The following is a 17738-nucleotide window of genomic DNA, read 5'->3' as shown; positions in this document are numbered from 1 at the left end:
CGCAGCAGCGGCCGCCACCGACTGCGCGGTCAGGCGATGTAGACCGACGCGAGAAGACCGGCGAGCACCGCTCCGATGATCGGGCCGACGACCGGCACCCAGGCGTAGCCCCAGTTGCTGTCGTCCTTGTGCGGGATCGGCAGCACAGCGTGCGCGATGCGCGGGCCGAGGTCACGGGCCGGGTTGATCGCGTAGCCGGTGGGTCCACCCAGGGATGCACCGATAGCGACCACGAGCAGTGCCACCGCCAACGGGCCGAGCTGGGCGGGGGTCTTGCCGAACGCCATGATGACGAAAACCAGCACGAAGGTGCCGATGGCCTCGGTGACGAGGTTCCAGCCGGTCGACTTGATCTGCGGGCCGGTCGAGAAGACGCCCAGCGAGCCGGCCTCGCCGCGCTCGTCGAACTGCTTCTTGTAGGCCAGCCAGCACAGCACGGCGCCCAGGAAGGCACCGATGAGTTCGGCACTGAGGTAGGTCAACGTGGAACCGGCGGTGATCTCCACCCCCTTGGCGTAGGTCACGCCGTCGGTGCCGAGGCTCTGGGTCAGCAGGCCGATGGTGACCGCCGGGTTGAGGTGCGCACCTGACTTGTAGGCAACGTAGACACCCGCGAAGACCGCGAGGCCCCAACCGAAGTTGACCATCAGGGGGCCACCGTCGGTGCCGTTGTTACGCGGCAGGGCGACGTTGGCGACCACGCCACAACCGAGCAACAGCAGAATGGCCGTTCCCAGCACTTCACTTACGAACACGGTTCCAAGGCTCACCTTTGAACCCCTCCTTATCGCTGCGCGAGGAGCGCGGGGGCGGCTCCTCGTCGAGATATCCTCATGTTCTACCAAACGACCATGGTCGCCGGGCAGTACTTGACACAATTGCCACTCGGGAAACACGCGGACACTACGCCCGTAGTGAGGTGTCGGTCACGTTGACCCGCCGCATAGAGTGGCCCCAGAACCAGACAGAACACACCCACCAGCAGGAGGATCCACGATGGTCATGCAGCCGTTCAGCTCCACGCTCGGCCCGGCCGAGCACAAGCAGGCCTGGAAGGAACTCACCGAGCGGGAGTTCGACGTGCTCGTCATCGGTGGCGGTGTCACCGGAGCGGGCATCGCCCTCGACGCGGCCACCCGCGGCCTGCGCACCGCCCTGGTGGAGGCGCGCGACTTCGCCAGCGGCACCTCCTCCCGCAGCAGCAAGTTGTTCCACGGCGGCCTGCGCTACCTCGAGCAGCTCAACTTCAGCCTGGTCGCCGAGGCGCTCAAGGAGCGCGAGTTGATGCTCACCCGCATCGCGCCTCACCTTGTGCACCCGGTGGCCTTCCTCTACCCGCTGTCCCACCGCGGCTGGGAGCGCCCGTACGTCGCCACCGGCCTCACCATGTACGACCAGATGGGTGGCGCCCGCTCGGTGCCCCGCCAGAAGCACCTCACCCGTGGCGGCGCCCTCAAGCTGTTCCCGGGCCTGAAGTCCGATGCGCTGGTCGGCGCGGTGCGCTATTTCGATGCCCAGGCCGACGACGCCCGGCACACGATGACGGTCGCCCGCACCGCGGCGCACTACGGCGCCGTCGTGCGCAACAGCACCGAGGTCGTGGAGATCGTCAAGGAGGCCGACCGCGTCGTCGGCGCGGTGGTCCGCGACGTCGACACCGACGAGCGCCTCACCGTCAGGGCCAAGGTCGTCATCAACGCCACCGGCGTCTGGACCGACGACGTGCAGAAGATGAGCGGCGGACGCGGACGCTTCCGGGTGCGTGCGAGCAAGGGCGTGCACATCCTCGTCCCGCGTGATCGCATCGCCGGCGAGGTGGGTCTGATCCTGCGCACCGAGAAGTCGGTGCTCTTCGTGATCCCGTGGGGCCAGCAGTGGATCATCGGCACCACCGACACCGACTGGGCGCTCGACGTCGCCCACCCGGCGGCCACCAAATCCGACATCGAATACATCCTCGAGCACGTCAACGACGTGCTCGCCACCCCACTGACCAAGGACGACATCCTCGGCGTCTACGCCGGTCTGCGTCCGCTGCTGGCCGGCGAGAGCGAGTCGACCAGCCAACTGTCGCGCGAGCACGCGGTGGCCCGACCCGAACCCGGCCTCATCTCGATCGCGGGCGGCAAGTACACCACCTACCGGGTGATGGCCAAGGACGCCGTCGACGCCGCGGCCGAAGACCTCGGCCCGATCAAGGACTCTGTCACCGAGAACGTGCCGCTGATCGGGGCCGAGGGCTACCAGGCGATGGTCAACCTCACCGCCGAGTTGGCCCGCGAAACCGGGCTGCCCGAGTGGCGCATCGACCACCTGCTCGGCCGCTACGGGTCGAAGCTGCACGAGGTGCTCGCGCTCGGCGAGGAAGACCCGTCGCTGCTGGAGCCGGTCACCCACGCCGAGGCCTACCTGCGCGCCGAGATCAAGTACGCCGCCACTCACGAGGGCGCGCTGCACCTCGCCGACGTGCTCACCCGGCGCACCCGCATGTCGATCGAGACCAAGCACCGCGGCACCGAGGCGGCCCAGGAAGCAGCCGACCTCATCGCGCCCGTGCTCGGCTGGGACGACTCGAAGAAGGAACTCGAGGTGAAGGCCTACCTCGAGCGGGTGAAGGCCGAGCGTGAGAGCCAGGAGCTGACGACCGACGAGGAGTCCGACGCCCGCCGCAACGAGGCGCCCGAGACCCGTCCGGGCATGCGCCAGGTGCTCGCCACCCGCTGACCCCACCCTCGTCCGACCCGCCCGTCCCCTCCGCAAGCGCTGCGCTCCCCGGCACACGCTGCTGTTGCAACAGCAGCACCTGACGGGGAGCGCAGCGTTTGCGGGGTGGGGGCGTGAATAGGTGGCGTCACAGAATTCGCACAGGAACGCCCTAGCTGTCCGCTAGCTGTGAGCCGCACACTGGTCTCATGGCAAACGCTCCTGCTCTCACCCGGCTCGACGGCTCCCCCGTCCGCGTGCTCGTCGTCGACGACGAGTCGAACCTCACCGAACTGCTCAGCATGGCGCTGCGCTACGAGGGCTGGGAGATCCGCACCGCGGCCACCGGCAACAGCGCGGTGCGCACCGCGAAGGAGTTCTCGCCCGACGCCGTCGTGCTCGACATGATGCTGCCCGACTTCGACGGCCTCGAAGTGCTGCGCCGCATGCGCGACACCGACCCGAACCTTCCGGTGCTCTTCCTCACCGCCAAGGACGCCGTCGAGGACCGCGTCGCCGGGCTCACCGCCGGCGGCGACGACTACGTCACCAAGCCGTTCTCGCTGGAGGAGGTCGTGGCCCGCGTCCGCGCGCTCATCCGGCGCTCGGTGCAACTGGTCGAGGAGACCTCATCGGTGTTGCGCGTCGGCGATCTCAGCCTTGACGAGGACAGCCACGAGGTGATCCGCGACGGCGCCGAGATCAGCTTGACCGCAACCGAATTCGAGCTGCTGCGGTTCATGATGCGCAACCCGAAGCGGGTGCTGAGCAAGGCGCAGATCCTCGACCGCGTGTGGCACTACGACTTCGGCGGTCAGGCCAACGTGGTGGAGTTGTACATCTCCTACCTGCGCAAGAAGATCGACGCCGGTCGCGACCCGATGATCCACACCATGCGCGGCGCCGGTTACGTGCTGAAGCCGGCGAAGTAAAGCATCGATGACCCTGCTTCAACCACGGTCGTGGACGCTGCGCACCAAGTTGGTGGCCAGCGTCCTCGCGCTGTTCTTCCTGGTGACCGCCGCTGTCGGCGCACTCACCGTGTGGCAGCTCGACCGCACGCTCACCGAGCAGATCGACCAGCAGTTGGTCGCATCGCGCAGCGCGCTGGCCGGCTCCGACGGCGACGGGCCCGGCGGGCCGACCGGCAGTGTCGCCGGCGGTTCGAATCTGCAGCTGCAGATCTACACCGGCACCTCCTCACCCACCGAGCTGAGCGACATGCGCACCGGCGAGACCGAGAAGACGGCGTGGATCGTCACCCCACGCGGCCGCACCCAGCTCACCGATGCCCAGGTGTCGCAGTTGGCCGCCGCCGGCTTGGGTCAGAACCCGCGCACCATGCACCTGACCGGCGCCGGCGACTACCGGCTGATCGCGGTGCGCCACACGGCGCAGTTCCGCTCCACCTCACCCGGCGGACGGGTCGTGGTCGACGTGGTCGACATCATCGGGTTGCCGTTGCAACCGGTGCGCGAGAACGTCACCAAGACCGCGCTCTCGGTGGCGCTGCTGTCGGGGGCGGGCGTGCTCGTCGTCGGCATGGCGAGCGCGTTTCTGATCCGCCGCAACCTCGCGCCACTGCGGCGGGTGGCCGGCACGGCGACGAAGGTGTCGAAGCTGCAACTGGCCACCGGCGAGGTCGATATCGCCGACCGGGTCGACGAGCGCGACACCGATCCGCGCACCGAGGTCGGGCAGGTGGGCCACGCGCTCAACAACCTGCTCGACCACATGGGGCAGGCCCTCTCGGCGCGTCAGGCGAGCGAGACCCGGGTGCGGCAGTTCGTGGCCGACGCGTCGCACGAACTGCGCACCCCGCTGGCTTCCATCCGTGGTTACGCCGAGTTGTCGCGACGCGAGCAGGAGCCGGTGCCCCAGGGGGTCACCCACGCGCTCGGCCGCATCGAGTCGGAGGCAACCCGAATGACCACCTTGGTCGAAGACCTGCTGTTGCTGGCCCGACTCGACTCCGGTCGACCGCTCGACCGGGCACCGGTCGACCTGTCGATGCTGCTCATCGAGCAGGTGAGCGACGCCCACGCGGCCGGCCCCGACCACGTCTGGTCGCTCGACCTGCCGCCCGACGCGGTCGAGGTCGAGGGCGACGAAGCGCGGTTGCGCCAGGTGATCATCAACCTGCTCGCCAACGCCCGTCGGCACACCCCGGAGGGCACCCGGGTGACCGCCGGGGCGCGCGACCTGGGCGACCACGTCGAGCTCACCGTCACCGACGACGGACCGGGCATCGCACCGGACTTGGTGCCGAACATCTTCCAGCGGTTCACCCGCGGCGACGAGGCCCGCACCCGCACCGAGGGCTCCACCGGTCTCGGCTTGTCGATCGTCGACGCGGTGGTCGGTTCGCACGGCGGCACGGTGACCGTCGCCTCCCGGCCCGGACACACGGTGTTCACGATCGCGCTGCCGAAGGGGCGCGGCGACGACGCCGAGCAGCACCCGACCGACACGACGTCCGAGCCCGCGCTGCATTCCTGAGGCCCGTTCACAGCCCACACATCGGTTGCGCATCTGCGTGCCACACCGGCCACTGCGACGCTCTGTTCCCGAAACGTGAAGACGCACGAGACACAGGGATCAGCGAGCACCGATGAGCACACAGACCGCAGTCGAACCCGCGACACGACGACGCGGCGAATTGCCCGGCCAACTGGGGCGATTCGCCGCCGTCGGTGTGGTGAGCACCCTCGCCAACCTCGCGCTCTTCGCGCTCTTCGCCTCGGTGATGCCCAACCAGGTCGCGAACTTCGTGGCGCTGGTGCTGTGCACCGTCGCGAACACCGCGGCGAACCGCCGCTTCACCTTCGCTGCCAGCGACCCGACCGGCCCGACTCATCGGGATGCGCTCGCCGTGCAGGTGCGCAGCCTGGCGCTCCTGGCGGTCACCTGGACGGCGACTGCAGGGGCGCTGTGGATCCTGCACCACCTCACGCCCGGCGCGAGCACGCTCGTCGCGACGCTCACCGTCGGTGTCGGCAACGCCGTCGCCACCGTCGTCCGCTTCGTGCTGCTGCGGCGCTGGTTTGCGGCATGAGGTCGAAACCGTTGGGACAGAACGGAAACGACGAAGGGCTCCCGATGACGGGAGCCCTTCGATTCGGCGGAGGCGGCGGGATTTGAACCCGCGTGCGGCTTTAAGACCGCTCCCGCTTAGCAGGCGGGCGCCATAGACCTGACTAGGCGACGCCTCCTCCGCTGCCAGATGGCCACTTTGCCGATTGCTCTACGAGCAGGCAACATGGACAGGCAAGCCCGGACAGGCTACCCCGCATCGAGGAGTACCTGCAAAATGGGCTTGTGGGGAACCATTCCCAGTACCGTGCACGTCGTCCTCCATGGGACACCGTCCCGGTGACGGGCCACCCGCGTCGTCGCTCACGAGGCGACGGCACGAACGACGAGAAGGATTTGATGTCGACCGACGAGGACCCCACTGTGTCCGAGGAGGACGGCTCGACCGCTGTTTCCACCAGGGACGGCCGCGAACTCAGCCGTCACGAGGTGCGCCGCATGCGCTCCGAACAGCTGCGACGTGCCCTCACCCTGACCGGCCTGTCGACCATCTGGCCCGGCGTCGGCCTGCTGCGCACCCGCCGTCGCTGGTGGGGTGTCGCGCTGGCGTTGGCGGCCGCGGCCACCGTGCTGGTGCTGGCGTTCATGCTCTTCAGTGGCGGAATCCTCACCGGGGCAGCCAAGTTCGCCACCAAGCGGGGACTCATCGCACTGTTGGTGATCTTCGTGCTGGGCGCCCTCGTATGGATCGCCGGCATCCTGATCACCGCACGAGAGACCTCCGGACGCCGGTGGACCCCGCGGATGCGATGGACCCACCGCGCCTTCACCGCCCTCATGGTGCTGGTCGTGGCGCTGCCCGCCGCACAGGCGGTGCGTTACGTGACGGTCACCCGCAGCGCCTTCGACAAGATCTTCACCAACCGCTACGACGGCCGCGGTGGTGCCGCACGCGGCCCCAGCAGCGGGTCGGACCCCTGGAAGGACGTGCCGCGCGTCAACGTCCTGCTGCTCGGCTCCGACGCCGGCGCCGACCGGTACGAACTGCGCACCGACTCGATGATGGTCGTCAGCATCGACACCAAGACCGGTGACTCCACCCTCATCTCCATCCCGCGCAACCTGCAGAAGGTGCCGTTCCCGGCCGACAACCCGCTGCACGCGGTCTACCCGAACGGCTACTACTGTCCCGAGAAGGGCGCCGGCGCGGAGTGCCTGATGAACGGTGTCTGGGTGGAGGCCGAGGTCAACCACAAGGACCTCTTCCCGGCCGACGAGGCGAGCCCCGGCCTCGACACCACCCGTGAGGTGATCGGCGAGATCGTCGGACTCCCCATCGACTACACCGCGGTCATCGACATGGCCGGCTTCCAGCAGTTGGTCGACGCGATGGGCGGCGTCTACATGAACGTGCCCGAGCCGGGCATCCCGATCGGCGGCAAGGTCACCTCCAGCGGCCAGGTCGTCGGGGTGACCGGCATGATCAAACCGGGCTATCAGAAGCTCGACGGTCGACTCGCCCTCTGGTACTCGCGCAGCCGCGTCGCCGGCAGCGACGACGACCGCATGCGCCGTCAGCGGTGCATGGTGAATGCGCTGGTGTCCCAGACCGATCCGTTCAAGATGGCCACCAAGTTCACCGGCATCATGGAAGCAGCCGGCGACAACATCCGGATGGACATCAAGCAGGACGACCTGCCCGCATTCGCCGAGCTCGTCGAACGCATGAAGAACGGCAACCTGCGTACGGTGAACGTGTCCGACTCGGTGAAGCACTGGAACCCCGACTACGCGAAGATCCGTTCGATCGTGAAGTCGGCGCTCGAGAAGCCGCACGACCCGAAGGCGCCCAAGCCGGGTGCCACGGCGTCCACATCGTCGGCGTCGTCGAGCGCACCGACGGCGTCGACGCCCACCACTCCGGCGCAGAGCACCACCACCAGCGTCGAGCCGGTCACCGACACCGCGGAGCACTGCTGAGCACTGACGAGCACTGCTTGACACTGTCGACCACCGACCGCTGAAGAGGAAGCGATGAGCGCACGAACCGTCCTGGCCACCACCACCGCCGGGCTGCTGGTGGCGGCCGGTGCCGGCGGCTACATGCTCTGGAACGACCACGCCGAACAGCAGCGTCTCGACAACGACGCGCGGCTGGCGGCGGCCGCCTTCGCCGACGCATGGTCGAGCCGCAGCCTGGACAAGGCGACCTACGTCGGCACCGACCCGCAGGCCGCCGCGGCCGACTTCCGCACCACCACTGCGCAACTGGGCAACGGCACCATCCGCACCAGCGTGAAGTCGGTGACCCGGGACGGCGACGCCGCGTCCGCCACGATCGACGTCGCCTGGCAGGTGTCGGGCGGGCAGACCTTCTCCTGGACCGACCCGATCGCTTTGGAGCGGTCGAACGGCAAGTGGGGCGTGGTGGCCGGCAAACGGTCGCTGTGGCACCCGAAGCTGCAGACGAACGACGCGTTCGTGGTGCGTCTGGACGCCGGACAGCGCGGTGAGATCAAGGGCCGCGACGGTGCTGGGTTGATGACCAACCAGAGCGTCTACGACATCTCGCTCGACCCGACGAAGGCGACCGCGGCATCGGCGCTGCGGATGGAGCGCGCGACCAGCGTGAGCGGACTGAGCGCCAAGGTGGTGGCGGCCAAGGCCTCGGGTTCCAAGGCGACCATCCCGGTGATCACCTACCGCAAGGACGACTTCGAGGCCCGGGCGAGCACCCTGCGCTCGATCGACGGCGCGGTCATCGCCGAACGCCAGCAACCGCTGGCCACCAACCGCTCCTTCGGCCAACCGCTGCTCGGCAACGTCGGGGCGGTGACGGCCGACATGATCAAGAAGAACCCGAACACCTACCGCTCGGGGATGTACGCCGGCACCTCGGGCCTGCAGCAGCAGTACGACTCGGTGATGTTGCCGAAGGCGGGCATGACGATCGCGGCGCGTTCGGAGCCGCAGACGGCGCTTTTCGGGGCGGCTGCCAAGAACGGCTCCGACCTGGTGACCACGCTCGACCCGAAGGTGCAGGACGCCGCCGAGAAGGCCCTCGCGAACCTGCCGCAGGGATCGGTGGGCGCGATCGTCGCGATCGACGTGAAGACGTCGTCGGTGCTCGCGGCCGCGAACGCGCCGGCCTACGGCATCGAGCGCGCGGTGACCGGTCGCTACGCGCCGGGCTCCACCTTCAAGATCGTCTCCGGCTTCGAACTGCTGAAGAAGGGGCTCAACCCCGACACGAAGGTGGCATGCCCGCAGCAGACCTCGATCGACGGTCTGAGCTTCCGCAACTTCGAGGGCGAGAGCCTGGGCGACCCGACCTTCCGGGACGACTTCGCGCACTCGTGCAACACCGCGTTCGTCAACTCCACCAAGGGCTTCGCGGCCGGCGACCTGCAGCAGGCCGCCGCGCTGTTCGGCATCGGTGGCGACTGGTCGAAGGCGGTCGGGGTCGACGGCGCCTACACCGGCAATGTGCCCACTTCGAACGGCGCGACCGACACGGCCGCGATGACCATCGGTCAGGGACGCGTCCAGGTCTCACCGCTGGCCATGGCCGCCGTGGCGGCGAGTGTCGCGCGCGGCAGCTTCGTGCCGCCGACCCTGGTCACGTCGCCCGCGCCGGCCGGCGACCGCACCCCGAAGCCGCTCGACGCCTCGGTGCTCACCTCGTTGCGACAGATGATGCGGCAGACCGTCACCGACGGCACCGCGACCCTGGCCAACGGAATCGTCGGCGGCGATGTGTATGGCAAGACCGGCACCGCCGAGTTCGCCGAGGGTGGCAAGAACGGGGCCCACGCCTGGCTGGTCGGTTGGCAGGGCGACATCGCGTTCGCGGTGCTGGTGGCGGACGTGCCGACCGGACAGACCGGTGGCAGCGTCGCGACACCGGTGGCGAAGGGCTTCCTGGAGATGTACGCCCGCAGCTGAGGTCTGCGGTCGAGGCGCGCTCGGGCGGCCGTCGGCATCGTCGGAAACCATCGGAAAACACAGAACTGCCCCGGCATGTGCCGGGGCAGTTCCGCTGGTGAAAGTCTCAGATGTTGCTTGCGATCACCATGCTGAGGTGTCTCAGATCGGCTGGACGTTGCTCGCCTGCGGACCCTTGTCACCCTGGGTGATCTCGAACTCGACGCGCTGCGCCTCTTCAAGGCTGCGGTAGCCCTGCGACTGGATAGCCGAGTAGTGGACGAAAACGTCCTGGCCACCGTTGTCCTGCGCGATGAAGCCGAAGCCCTTTTCCGCGTTGAACCACTTGACGGTTCCCTGTGCCATGCGGGGTAACTCTCAATCTTTGTGCGGTTTCATACCCACCAGGTCGGCGGGAATGGTGTTGCCGAAACCACCCCACACATACAAATGCCCGCGCGTGGCGGGCACTTCTTCTTGCGAGGAACTGCAACTGCAACAAGGACGACGGTAGCACGGTAGAGGGCCTCGGAACGGTGTCCACAGAAAGGCCACTCCTTCAAGAATTGGTCAAGTCCGAGGCCGGTGCCGCGCCGACTCGGCCGACTGGTTAACCGGTGTCGAACCCGTGCGGAGCCCGACGTGAACGACTGGCGAACCCTGAAAGATCGCCGGATCAGCTGATCGTCGGACGGTCCGGGTCGGCCGGGTCGACGTGTGTGCGCGGCGTCGGCGGCACCGAACTCTGCCCCACACGTTCGAACAGAACGACACCGTCGTGGGTCGAGATCGTCAGCGGAGCCTGTCCGTGGCCGACGAGTTGCTCGGCCGTCCGTTCGAGTTCGACCGGCGCGATGCGGATGCCGAGCCGATGCAGTCCCTGCTCGATGACCTCGCACAGCGCCTTGACGTCGTGCCCCGGGTGGTTCGCCGAAGCCTCGGCCATCACCCGCACGTAGCCCTCCAGTTGCTGCGGCGAGAGTGTTTCGACGAACGCGGGGTTGAGCGAGAGGGTTCGTCCGATCGGTGCGCGGTCCATGGGGATCACTCCTTCGTGTCGTTCGTGCAATTGTCGCAATGTACCGCGCCGATGCGTGGTCGCAAGCCGAGGCAATCGGCGTTTCCCCGCTGACACCACCGTCCTGTGCCACGATCGGAACCGGAACGCGAGCATCGACCAGCACGGCCGGCGCGGCCGCCCGGTCGCCCGCACCTCACCAAGGGAACGAGGAACCGAAGTGACCAACGACGACGCATCCCGCATCAGCCCGTCCGAACTCGAGCGCCTCAGTCGTGCAACGGTTCTCGACCACGACGGCGACAAGATCGGCCCGGTCGAACAGATCTATGTGCACGACACCAGCGGCCGGCCGTCGTGGGCGTCGGTGCGCACCGGGCTGTTCCGCACCCGCGAGGCGCTCGTGCCGCTCGACGGTGTCGACCTCAACGGTGACGAGATCCGGGTGCCGTTCGCCAAGGACGTCGTCAAGGACTCCCCGAAGGTCGAGGCCGACGACCACATCTCCCCGAGCGAGGAGAACGAACTGCACGCCTACTACCGCGCGCACGGGTGGGGCGGTGGTGCCGAGGTGGACAGCCCGGCCGCCGAGGGTCCGCGCGAGGCCGCGCTCTCCGGGCCGGCCGCACCCGAGGCACCCGCCGCGCCGACGGTGCCAGGCGGGCCCGAAGGGCCCGGCGGACTGGGCGGCCCCGAAGCACCGTCCGCACCGGAGGCACCGGGCACGCCGTCCGCGCCCGGCACGCCGTCCGCGGCTGGAGCCGCCGGTGTCGTCGGCGCAACGGGCGCTGCGGCCGCGGCCGACGAGTTCGTGACCCCGGGCAACTCGACGCTGTCCGACTCCCCCGTCGAGCCCTCCCGTGACGTGTCCGAGGTCGAGGACCCAGGTTTCGGCACCGACGCTGCCACCGATGCCTCCGACACCTCCGACTCGCCCGCCACGGACTCGCCCGTCGACGACTCGAGCACCGACGGCACCTGGACTCCGGACGCTCCCGGCAGCGCCGACGACCTCGGCCCGCAGGGCAGCCGCGACTCGGCCGACGGCACCTGGAGCACCGGCGGCGGCCCCGAGGAGACCGACGTCGACGAGCATGGCACCGGCGGCGGACCCGAGAGCGTCGAGGAATACGGCAGTCACTCCGAGGCACACGCCACCGACCCCGAACGCGACGACGAACTCGAGTCCGCAGGACGGCCCACGGGGACGCAGGACATCCCGCAGGCCGCTGTCACCCGCGGGTCGTACGAGACGCCGTACCCCGGCGACGCGCTCTCCGGCGGTTCCGGCGGACGACGGATCAGCGCGTTCGACGAGGTGACCGACGGCGGTTACTCCATCGGTTCGGCGGCGCCGATCGGTCCGGGCGTGCAGCCGATGGGCCACCCGGTGCGCGCCTGGGAAGACACCAAGACCTTCCGTGTCGGCCCCGAGGGCGACTGGGAGCGGGAGCCCGACGTGTGGTTCATGGACGAGCAGGCCGCCGGCAACGCCGGCTTCCGTCCGAGCGAGTACTGAGTCCAGGCACCACCCGCCCAGCCAGACAGCCCCCGGCATCTGCCAGGGGCTGTCCGCTTGGTCGGGGGTGCTCAGAAGTCCGCGGCCGCGGTCGGCCCCACCGCCGTCCGCAGCGCCGCGTCGAGCGCCGCCACCGCGCCCGGACGGTGTTCGGTCACGAACCCGGCCGCGGCCCGCGCGCCCAGGGTCTGGCCGCCGAGCCACACGGCGCCGAGGTCGTTGATCGACAGGCTGAGGTCGGCGGGCTCGGCCGGTTGACCGTCGACCCGCTCGAGGCGCCCGGCACCGTCGACGGACTGCCAGTGCCACACCCCTTGGTTGGCACCGAGGACGTCGTCGCGCACCTCCACCCGCAGGTCGCAGTCCACGGCGTGACCGCGGTCCGCGACGGCGGCGGGCAGGTCGACGAGGCGGATCCAGAGCGAATCGGTGAGACCGCCGGTCACCGTCCGCGGCGACGCCGACCACAACACCAACGGGTCGTCGAGCGGCACCCAGTTGATCGTCGAGCCCATCAGGTCGAAGTCGACGAGGCGCCGCGCGAGCGCGAGCCGTGCACCGGCGTCCGTCGAGCCGAAGTGGAACACCTCGACCTCGCCGTGCGGTGAGCCGTCGGTCCACTTCGGGGTGCGGCGCAGCACCGCGAAGCCGACGTCGTCGCCGTCGCGGGTCGCCCACAGCACCCGCCGCGGTTCGAGCCCGACCCGATACTCCGGCACGTCGGTCAGGTGCCGGCGGATGTCGTCCTCACTGCGCACCACCGAACCCGACGGGCCGGCCGTGGCGCAGCGTTGCACCAGCGCACGCAGCCGAGCGGTCTGCTCGGGCGTGGCCGTCTCGAAGGTGGTGCGCGTCGCGTCGGCGAGTTCGCCGACGGCAGCGGGTGCCTCGAAACGGGTGCCCCGCCCGAAGCTCGCCCTGATCACCGTGCTGGCGACCCCGTAGCCGAACCGCCCGTATATGCCGGCCTCCGACGCCTTCAACGCGGCCAGCGAACGTCCTTGTCCCGCAGTCCATTCGAGGTGGTGACGCACCATCGCGGTGAGCACCCCGCGGCGCCGGTGATCGGGGTGCACGCCCACCCAGGTGAGTCCTTCGGTGGGCACCAAACGCGCCCCCGAACCGCCGTCGGGCACCGCGATGTCGAGGTCCCACGAACCGCAGATTCCGGCGATCTCGCCGTCGCGTTCGGCGACGAAACCGGCCCGGATGGGCACACCCTGCAGGCGCACGTCCAGGGGCTCGGATCCGCTTGCCGCCCAGATCAGTTCGTCGGCGGCCAGGAGGGTCTCGGCCTCGTCGGCGCCGACCTGGCGCACGGTGATCTTCTCGGTGATCCCGGTGTTTTCGGTCATGCAACTCACGCTCGCAGAGCCCGCGTTGTGCGGCAACCGAATTCGGGCGTCACACCTCGCGCGACGAAACGGCGCCCGGACGCAGGTCGGTCGGGTCACCCGGCCGGGTGAGGGTGAGCACCGCGCGCACGATCTCGGGCCGCTGCTCCAGTTCGTCCGACAGCCGGGCGAGTCGGCCGGCGAGGTCGGACTCGACCGTGTCGCCGACCAGGTCGACGGCGGCGACGAGATACATGCGTCCGGCGCCCAGCCATTCCATCCGCAGGTAGCTGATCCGTTCGATCTCAGGGTGGGCGATGAGTTCACCGAGCGCGGCGTCGCGGATGCCGGGGCTGACCGCCTCGCCGGTGAGGAAGTCGGTGTTGCGACTGATGAGGAACACCGCGACGCAGCCAAGCAGCACACCGACGAGGATCGAGCCGATCGCGTCCCACACCGGGTTGCCGGTGAGTTGGTGCAGCGCGATGCCGGTGCCGGCCAGCAGCACGCCGATGAGCGCCGAGAGGTCTTCGGCGAAGACCGCGCGCAGGATCGGGTTGGAGGTCAACTGGATGTAGCGCAGCGGACGCATCCGCCGTTTGCTCGCGTTGTCGTGGGTCTGCCGGTAGGCCTGAACGAACGAGATGCCCTCGAGCACGAACGACACGATGAGCACCAGGTAGGCCCACAGGTAGTCGGGTTGCTCCTGCTCGCTCGCGCCGAGCGAGGAGACTCCGTGCCAGATCGACAGTGCCGAACCGACGCTGAAGAGCCCGAACGCGGCGAACATCGACCAGATGTAACCCTGCCGGCCGTAGCCCAGCGGGTGCTCGGCGTCGGGTTCGCGGGCCGCCCGCCGGGTGCCGATGAGCAGGAAGATCTCGTTGCCGGTGTCGGCCCAGGAGTGCGCGGCTTCGGCCACCATCGACGCCGACGCGGTGATGAACGCGACGACCGTCTTCGCGATCGCGATCAGCAGGTTGGCGCTGAACGCGATGATGACGGTGAGCAGACTCTCGTCGCCGCCGGATGCTTCCTCGGCGCGCTCGTTGCTGTCGGTCACGTGTTGACCATAGACCCGGCCGCAGCTTGGTCCGTGGCCTGCCGTGGCCCCGTCCGCAGTTTGTCGGCAGCGGTCGGCAACTGCGCGGATCTCACCGAAACACCGTTGCCGCTGCCCGGCTGGCCCACTCGAAAACCCGGTCATGATCGCGCCGCTGCCTGTGCTTCGAGGCAGATTTACCAGGTGTAGAACCCCTGGCCGGTCTTGCGACCGAGCTCGCCGCGCTCGACCTTGTCGCGCAGCACCTGCGGCGGCTCGAACCGCGAGCCGAGGGTGGAAGCGAGGTACTCCGCGATGGCGAGGCGCACGTCGAGACCCACAAGGTCGGTGGTCTTGAGCGGACCCATCGGGTGCTTGTAACCGAGCTGCATCGCGATGTCGATGTCCGCGGCCGACGCGACGCCCTCCTCCACCATCCGCATCGCCTCGAGTGCGATCGCGACGCCGAGCCGCGACGACGCGAAGCCCGGCGAGTCCTTCACCACGATGCCGGTCTTGCCGAGGCCGTCGACCCATCCCTGGGCCTTCGTCACCAGGTCGGCGGCGGTCTGTGCTCCGACGACGATCTCGACGAGCTCAGAGGCCGGCACCGGGTTGAAGAAATGCAGTCCGATGAACCGGGTCGGGTCGTCGACGGACGACGCGAGGTCGTCGACCGACAGGCTCGAGGTGTTGGTGGCGATCACGGCGCCCGGCGCGACCTGGGCCACCGATGCCAGCAGCTTCTTCTTCAGGTCGGGGATCTCGGGCACCGCCTCGACCACCAGGTCACTCCCGGCGAACGCCGATGCGTCGGACGCGACAGCCAGGCGCGCCTGCACCTCGGCGAGGTCGGCCCCGAGCTTGCCGATCTGGTCGGCCTTGGCGAGCGTGCCATGCACCCGCTCACGGGCGGCGTCGGCCGCCGCCTGGTCGGCCTCCACGACGGTCACGGTGGCACCGCACGCGAGAAAGGCGTGAGCGATACCGGCGCCCATCCGTCCGCCGCCGTAGACACCGACGTGTTCGGGGACGCTGGTCATGATGCTCCTTCGGCTGGAACAGCAGTGGGCGGAGGGCGTGGGATTCGAACCCACGATGACGTTGCCGCCATAGCGGTTTTCAAGACCGCCGCACTAGGCCACTATGCGAGCCCTCCAGCGCCGGGCGACTGGGTCGAGCCCGGAGCGGGCCCATCCTAAGCGCTCGCCGCAGACCGGGCGCGCCGGTCAGCGCATCGGGGTGCCGTCGACGGGGTCGATGAGCCGCCCGTCGACGCGCATGCTCAGCCGCACGGCCAGCACGAACTCGTCCTGCCATGCCTGATCGGTCGACGCGTCGATCCGCTTGCTCTCGTTCATGAGTTGTCCTCCCGAGTGGTGTTCGTTCCCAGTCCCGACGGATGCGCGACCCCCGCAGCCAGCACACCGCGCACCCGCGCAAGTAGGGTCGAGGACAGACACGAAAGGAGCCCCGATGGGCAAGATTTCCTTCCTCGCCGGGTTCGCGGCCGGGTATGTGCTCGGCGCACGGGCCGGCGAACAGCGGTACGAACAGATCAAGCTGCAGGCCGGCAAGGCCTGGGCACACCCCGCCGTCCAGGAAAAGGTGGACGAGGCGACACAGGTGATCAAGGAGCGTGGCCCCGAGGTCGCCGCCGCGGCCGGCCAGGCCGCGATCAAGGGCGCCGGCACGGCGGCGAAAAGCGCTGTCGCTGCTGGGTATTCAGCCGCGAAGAGCGCCAAGTCGGGGCCGACGGTCTCGGGCGAGATCGCCGATGACGCGACCGCTCCCGACGCCGACACCGACAGCGGGTCGACGAAGCAACCGTCCGCCACGCCGGAGTACGTCGGCGACGTCGACGCGAAGCACTCCGCGGAGTCGGCCACCGACCCCGGCTTCGACGCCAACTGACCTCTCCCCTGACAAACACTTGACCTCCGGTGCCAGCGCGTCGGGTTGACCACACCTGCCGATCCCCTACGGTGGATGCGAGGGCACACCCGCACAAATCCGCGGTTTTCCGCGGAAATGTGATGGACTTGCCACCGGCTGCACGGGTGACCGGGCAGCGCCGGAACTTCGACGGGGCACCGAGCCACGTCGTGATTCACACAGACAGGAATATCGATGAACAAGACTGACCTCGCCAGCACGATCGCCCAGAAGACCGGCGTGAGCGTGAAGGACGCCAACGCCGTCATCGGTGGCCTCAACGACGTCATCCTCGAGGCCGTCGGCCGCGGCGAGAAGATCCAGCTGCCGGGCCTGCTCACCATCGAGGTTGTCGACCGCGCCGCCCGCACCGGCCGCAACCCGCAGACCGGCGAGGAGATCCAGATCGCCGCGTCGAAGGCTGCCAAGGTCACCGCCGGCTCGAAGCTGAAGGCCGCCGCGAAGGGCTGACCCTTCCCGCGTACGACGAAGGCCCGCTCCACGTTCATGGAGCGGGCCTTCGTCGTATGGGCAGCGCGTCGTATGTGCAGACGCGTCAGATGTACAGCGCGGGGTCGGCGTACGGGTCGAGCGCCGGAGCGTTCGGACGCACCACGGCGGGCACGCCCACCGCGGTCGAGTCGGCCGGAACGTCCTTGACGACAACAGCATTGGCGCCGACCGCGGAGCCGGCACCGACGGTGACCGGGCCGAGAATGCGGGCGCCCGCACCGACGGTCACCCCGTCGCCGAGGGTCGGGTGGCGTTTCACCTTGGCCAGCGTGCGGCCGCCGAGGTTGACGCCGTTGTAGAGCATCACGTCGTCGCCGATCTCGGAGGTCTCGCCGATCACGACGCCCATGCCGTGGTCGATGAAGAAGCGCTTGCCGATCTGGGCGCCGGGGTGGATCTCGACGCCGGTGATCGCACGGGAAGCCTGCGACAGCAAGCGCGCCGGCAGCTTCCACCGTCCGCCGCGTTGCCACATCGAGTGGGAGACGCGGTGGGTCCAGATGGCGTGCAGGCCCGGCGAGGCGAGCACCATCTCCAGCCGCGAGTCGACCGCCGGGTCGCGCTCGATCGCCGCGTCGACGTCGGCACGCACCTCCCGCACCGCGCGCCGAAAGGCGGACCCGCGTTCGCGCCGGCCACCGGCTGGTCCGGTCAACACCGCCATCGCTTCATCTCCTTGCAGTTGCGGCCGGTGGCGTTCACCACCGGGGACGACAA

The 17738-nt window shown here is 69.1% G+C and carries 17 protein-coding genes and 2 tRNA genes; 9 read left to right on the top strand and 10 right to left on the bottom strand.

The genetic code is table 11. The features are described 5' to 3' along the window. Window positions 1-29: 29 nt before the first annotated feature. Window positions 30-770 carry an MIP/aquaporin family protein gene (locus tag DFJ65_RS04070; protein ID WP_115921929.1) on the bottom strand — a complete coding sequence of 247 codons (741 nt, stop codon included), beginning with the start codon at window positions 768-770 and terminating at the stop codon, window positions 30-32. Between the two features lie 226 nt (window positions 771-996). Here DFJ65_RS04070 and DFJ65_RS04065 point away from each other — a divergent pair, with 226 nt between their 5' ends. The 4 genes from DFJ65_RS04065 to DFJ65_RS04050 all read left to right on the top strand — a co-directional run bounded on the left by DFJ65_RS04065 (window position 997) and on the right by DFJ65_RS04050 (window position 5758). Continuing rightward, on the top strand, window positions 997-2724 hold the full coding sequence (locus tag DFJ65_RS04065) for a glycerol-3-phosphate dehydrogenase/oxidase (RefSeq protein WP_115921928.1): 1728 nt from the start codon (window positions 997-999) through the stop codon (window positions 2722-2724). 188 nt (window positions 2725-2912) lie between these two features. Then, window positions 2913-3635 carry a response regulator transcription factor gene (locus DFJ65_RS04060; RefSeq protein ID WP_115921927.1) on the top strand — a complete coding sequence of 241 codons (723 nt, stop codon included), beginning with the start codon at window positions 2913-2915 and terminating at the stop codon, window positions 3633-3635. Between the two features lie 7 nt (window positions 3636-3642). Beyond that, window positions 3643-5202: a sensor histidine kinase gene (locus DFJ65_RS04055; RefSeq protein ID WP_115921926.1), complete on the top strand. Its 1560-nt coding sequence runs from the start codon at window positions 3643-3645 to the stop codon at window positions 5200-5202. Between the two features lie 112 nt (window positions 5203-5314). Next, on the top strand, window positions 5315-5758 hold the full coding sequence (locus tag DFJ65_RS04050) for a GtrA family protein (protein WP_115921925.1): 444 nt from the start codon (window positions 5315-5317) through the stop codon (window positions 5756-5758). Between the two features lie 67 nt (window positions 5759-5825). On the opposite strand, the gene DFJ65_RS04045 is transcribed toward DFJ65_RS04050, so the two are convergent. Beyond that, window positions 5826-5915, bottom strand: a tRNA-Ser gene (locus tag DFJ65_RS04045). 220 nt (window positions 5916-6135) lie between these two features. On the opposite strand from DFJ65_RS04045, the gene DFJ65_RS04040 reads away from it, so the two are divergent. Further along, window positions 6136-7716: an LCP family protein gene (locus DFJ65_RS04040; protein ID WP_115921924.1), complete on the top strand. Its 1581-nt coding sequence runs from the start codon at window positions 6136-6138 to the stop codon at window positions 7714-7716. A gap of 54 nt (window positions 7717-7770) precedes the next feature. Further along, window positions 7771-9681, top strand: coding sequence for a penicillin-binding transpeptidase domain-containing protein (locus DFJ65_RS04035; RefSeq protein WP_115921923.1), 1911 nt, complete (start codon window positions 7771-7773; stop codon window positions 9679-9681). Window positions 9682-9822: 141 nt separating this feature from the next. Here DFJ65_RS04035 and cspE read toward each other — a convergent pair whose 3' ends face one another. Both cspE and DFJ65_RS04025 read right to left on the bottom strand, forming a co-directional pair. Continuing rightward, window positions 9823-10026 (bottom strand): transcription antiterminator/RNA stability regulator CspE, encoded by a 204-nt coding sequence (gene cspE / locus DFJ65_RS04030; protein WP_115921922.1) that lies wholly within the window; start codon window positions 10024-10026, stop codon window positions 9823-9825. A 310-nt stretch (window positions 10027-10336) separates the two neighbouring features. Further along, window positions 10337-10699, bottom strand: coding sequence for a hypothetical protein (locus DFJ65_RS04025; protein WP_115921921.1), 363 nt, complete (start codon window positions 10697-10699; stop codon window positions 10337-10339). 199 nt (window positions 10700-10898) lie between these two features. Here DFJ65_RS04025 and DFJ65_RS04020 point away from each other — a divergent pair, with 199 nt between their 5' ends. Continuing rightward, a complete protein-coding gene (locus DFJ65_RS04020; RefSeq protein WP_170143985.1) occupies window positions 10899-12197 on the top strand; it encodes a PRC-barrel domain-containing protein in 1299 nt (432 codons plus the stop codon). 71 nt (window positions 12198-12268) lie between these two features. Here DFJ65_RS04020 and DFJ65_RS04015 read toward each other — a convergent pair whose 3' ends face one another. The 5 genes from DFJ65_RS04015 to DFJ65_RS18235 form a co-directional block, all read right to left on the bottom strand. After that, complete coding sequence (locus tag DFJ65_RS04015) at window positions 12269-13552, bottom strand: GNAT family N-acetyltransferase (RefSeq protein ID WP_115921919.1); 1284 nt, start codon at window positions 13550-13552, stop codon at window positions 12269-12271. A gap of 49 nt (window positions 13553-13601) precedes the next feature. Continuing rightward, complete coding sequence (locus tag DFJ65_RS04010) at window positions 13602-14594, bottom strand: cation diffusion facilitator family transporter (protein ID WP_245949983.1); 993 nt, start codon at window positions 14592-14594, stop codon at window positions 13602-13604. Between the two features lie 176 nt (window positions 14595-14770). Further along, window positions 14771-15616, bottom strand: coding sequence for a 3-hydroxyacyl-CoA dehydrogenase family protein (locus DFJ65_RS04005; protein WP_115921917.1), 846 nt, complete (start codon window positions 15614-15616; stop codon window positions 14771-14773). 29 nt (window positions 15617-15645) lie between these two features. Beyond that, window positions 15646-15732 (bottom strand) — tRNA-Ser (locus DFJ65_RS04000). 70 nt (window positions 15733-15802) lie between these two features. Then, window positions 15803-15934, bottom strand: a complete 132-nt coding sequence (locus tag DFJ65_RS18235) for a hypothetical protein (protein WP_281269853.1) — start codon at window positions 15932-15934, stop codon at window positions 15803-15805. A 115-nt stretch (window positions 15935-16049) separates the two neighbouring features. Here DFJ65_RS18235 and DFJ65_RS03995 point away from each other — a divergent pair, with 115 nt between their 5' ends. After that, window positions 16050-16487, top strand: a complete 438-nt coding sequence (locus tag DFJ65_RS03995; protein WP_115921916.1) for a YtxH domain-containing protein — start codon at window positions 16050-16052, stop codon at window positions 16485-16487. A gap of 216 nt (window positions 16488-16703) precedes the next feature. After that, complete coding sequence (locus DFJ65_RS03990) at window positions 16704-16979, top strand: HU family DNA-binding protein (protein ID WP_170143984.1); 276 nt, start codon at window positions 16704-16706, stop codon at window positions 16977-16979. Between the two features lie 85 nt (window positions 16980-17064). Here DFJ65_RS03990 and epsC read toward each other — a convergent pair whose 3' ends face one another. Further along, window positions 17065-17685, bottom strand: coding sequence for a serine O-acetyltransferase EpsC (gene epsC, locus DFJ65_RS03985; RefSeq protein ID WP_115921914.1), 621 nt, complete (start codon window positions 17683-17685; stop codon window positions 17065-17067). Between the last annotated feature and the right edge of the window lie 53 nt (window positions 17686-17738).

Source organism: Calidifontibacter indicus, from assembly GCF_003386865.1.
Classification (GTDB): Bacteria; Actinomycetota; Actinomycetes; order Actinomycetales; family Dermatophilaceae; genus Yimella; species Yimella indica.
This window is presented reverse-complemented; position numbering and strand designations above follow the sequence as displayed.

What these genes read in the sequence shown, in the direction of transcription:
- DFJ65_RS04065 (WP_115921928.1), top strand. Translation starts at nt 997, where the DNA reads ATGGTCATGCAGCCGTTCAGCTCCACGCTCGGCCCGGCCGAGCACAAG.
- DFJ65_RS04060 (WP_115921927.1), top strand. Translation starts at nt 2,913, where the DNA reads ATGGCAAACGCTCCTGCTCTCACCCGGCTCGACGGCTCCCCCGTCCGC.
- DFJ65_RS04055 (WP_115921926.1), top strand. Translation starts at nt 3,643, where the DNA reads ATGACCCTGCTTCAACCACGGTCGTGGACGCTGCGCACCAAGTTGGTG.
- DFJ65_RS04050 (WP_115921925.1), top strand. Translation starts at nt 5,315, where the DNA reads ATGAGCACACAGACCGCAGTCGAACCCGCGACACGACGACGCGGCGAA.
- DFJ65_RS04040 (WP_115921924.1), top strand. Translation starts at nt 6,136, where the DNA reads ATGTCGACCGACGAGGACCCCACTGTGTCCGAGGAGGACGGCTCGACC.
- DFJ65_RS04035 (WP_115921923.1), top strand. Translation starts at nt 7,771, where the DNA reads ATGAGCGCACGAACCGTCCTGGCCACCACCACCGCCGGGCTGCTGGTG.
- cspE (WP_115921922.1), bottom strand. Translation starts at nt 10,026, where the DNA reads ATGGCACAGGGAACCGTCAAGTGGTTCAACGCGGAAAAGGGCTTCGGC.
- DFJ65_RS04025 (WP_115921921.1), bottom strand. Translation starts at nt 10,699, where the DNA reads ATGGACCGCGCACCGATCGGACGAACCCTCTCGCTCAACCCCGCGTTC.
- DFJ65_RS04015 (WP_115921919.1), bottom strand. Translation starts at nt 13,552, where the DNA reads ATGACCGAAAACACCGGGATCACCGAGAAGATCACCGTGCGCCAGGTC.
- DFJ65_RS04005 (WP_115921917.1), bottom strand. Translation starts at nt 15,616, where the DNA reads ATGACCAGCGTCCCCGAACACGTCGGTGTCTACGGCGGCGGACGGATG.
- DFJ65_RS18235 (WP_281269853.1), bottom strand. Translation starts at nt 15,934, where the DNA reads ATGAACGAGAGCAAGCGGATCGACGCGTCGACCGATCAGGCATGGCAG.
- DFJ65_RS03995 (WP_115921916.1), top strand. Translation starts at nt 16,050, where the DNA reads ATGGGCAAGATTTCCTTCCTCGCCGGGTTCGCGGCCGGGTATGTGCTC.
- DFJ65_RS03990 (WP_170143984.1), top strand. Translation starts at nt 16,704, where the DNA reads ATGAACAAGACTGACCTCGCCAGCACGATCGCCCAGAAGACCGGCGTG.
- epsC (WP_115921914.1), bottom strand. Translation starts at nt 17,685, where the DNA reads ATGGCGGTGTTGACCGGACCAGCCGGTGGCCGGCGCGAACGCGGGTCC.